Source organism: Mesorhizobium sp. M1E.F.Ca.ET.063.01.1.1, from assembly GCF_003998155.1.
Classification (GTDB): domain Bacteria; phylum Pseudomonadota; class Alphaproteobacteria; order Rhizobiales; family Rhizobiaceae; genus Mesorhizobium.
In genome coordinates this window covers 1-1,777 of record NZ_RZSC01001000.1, presented here as the reverse complement: position 1 = coordinate 1,777, position 1,777 = coordinate 1, and the positions used below count along the sequence as shown (strand labels likewise).

2 protein-coding genes are annotated in these 1,777 nt (G+C 62.4%); both read left to right on the top strand.

The features are described 5' to 3' along the window. Positions 1-676: AraC family transcriptional regulator (locus EOA29_RS35285; protein WP_145970007.1), on the top strand; the 676-nt coding region annotated here is incomplete at its 5' end. A 60-nt stretch (positions 677-736) separates the two neighbouring features. Next, positions 737-1,777 (top strand): MFS transporter (locus tag EOA29_RS35280; RefSeq protein WP_145970006.1); only part of this gene is annotated, 1,041 nt, incomplete at its 3' end.

The following is a 1,777-nucleotide window of genomic DNA, read 5'->3' as shown; positions in this document are numbered from 1 at the left end:
GGTGAACAAGTTGGGGAGCAATGTCTGCGAAGTGGTGCGGGAAGGGACAGGCCCGACAAGCACCCTTTTCTGCGGCTCCATGGCCTTGGGCGTCTGTGCGCTCAATCCACTGATCGCGTTGATGCCGCCGATCATCAAAGGGTGCGACGTGGCTGGCAACGATCCGGTCGTCGGCCCTTTGCTGGCGGCTATGACGGCGGAGGCCGCGCAACCGCAGATGGGCAGCGCCACCATCTTGTCGCGCATGGCGGACTTGCTGACAGCCCGGCTCATCCGCTGCTGGGTCAATTGCACTGGAGCCTCGACCACCGGTTGGCTCGCCGCTATCCGCGACCCCCATATCGGCCGCGCGCTGGCGGCCATGCACCGAGACCCCGGCTATAACTGGACCTTGGAAAGCCTTGCTAGCCTGGCAGGCCAATCGCGGTCGATTTTCGCCGAGCGCTTCAGCGCTGTATTAGGGGAGGGTGCTGCACGCTATCTCGCCCGTCTGCGTATGCAGCTTGCCCGCGAGTTGCTGGGGCAAAACGGCTTGTCGGTTGCCGAGGTCGCTGCCCGTTTGGGCTATGATAGCGAAGCATCCTTCGCGCGCGCGTTCAAGCGCATCACCAACGTCTCGCCAGGCGTTGTGCGTCGCACAATTCCCGGACGAATGGACATGAATTTCGGATTTTAAGATACATATCATCCGAAAGGACTCGTCTATTGAAGACCTCCAGACCTTGGAGATCTTTCAGTGACAGACACAACATTACAGCTTGAAGACGCAGCGATTGACGTCGATGCCGCCGCGCCAACCGCGTGGAACGCAGCCACGTGGTTCGCGGTCTTTTCATTGGCGGCCACCAGCTTTGCCCTGGTGTCAGCCGAATTCCTGCCGGCAGGTCTGCTGACGCCAATGGCGCGCGATCTCGGCATCAGCGAAGGAACGGCCGGACAGGTCGTCACCGCCACCGCTTCGGTCGGCGCTGTGACGGCCATGTTGAGCAATGTTCTCATCGGCCGACTGAACCGCAAGACGGTGCTGGTTGTCCTCAGCGCCTTGGCGGTCGGTTCCAACCTCGTTGCAGCGCTAGCGCCCAATTTCTGGCTGTTGCTGTTGGGCCGGGCCGGGCTCGGAATCGCTCTCAGCGCATTCTGGGCACTCTCGGTTGCCGTTGTGGCCAGGCTGGTTGGCGCCAATGCGACAGGTCGGGGCATGGCTATCGTCACCCTCGGCGTCTCGCTCGCCACCATTGCCGCACCATCTGCGGGTGCGTTGATCAGCGACTGGCTGGGATGGCGCAGCGCCATGGCCTTGACAGCGGGGCTGGCCGTGATTGCCATGCTGCTGCAGTGGCTTAGCCTGCCAACCCTGCCTGCCACAGCCAGCAATAGCCTCGCGGATGTATTTCGGCTGACACGGCGGCGTGGCATTCAACTCGGCATGCTGGCCATTCTTTTGCTGATGACAGGGCATTTTGCCGGGTCCGTCTATGTACGCCCCTTCCTCGAACATGTGACACTCCTTGCAACCGGACCAATTGCCCTGGCGCTGCTTGGATTTGGCGTCGCCGCTGTGATCGGCAATATTGCCGGCGGCCGCATGGCCGATGCCAATATCCGCATGGCTCTCGTGGGCAACGCCGCGTTGATGGCGTTTGCGGCGCTGGCATTGGTGCTTTGGGGCGTGCACATCGCCGTTGCCTTCGGATTCGTCACGCTTTGGGGCCTGGCATTCGGCATGGCGCCGGTGGTGCTGCCGACCAATCTGTCCCGCGCGGCACCTGATGCGCTG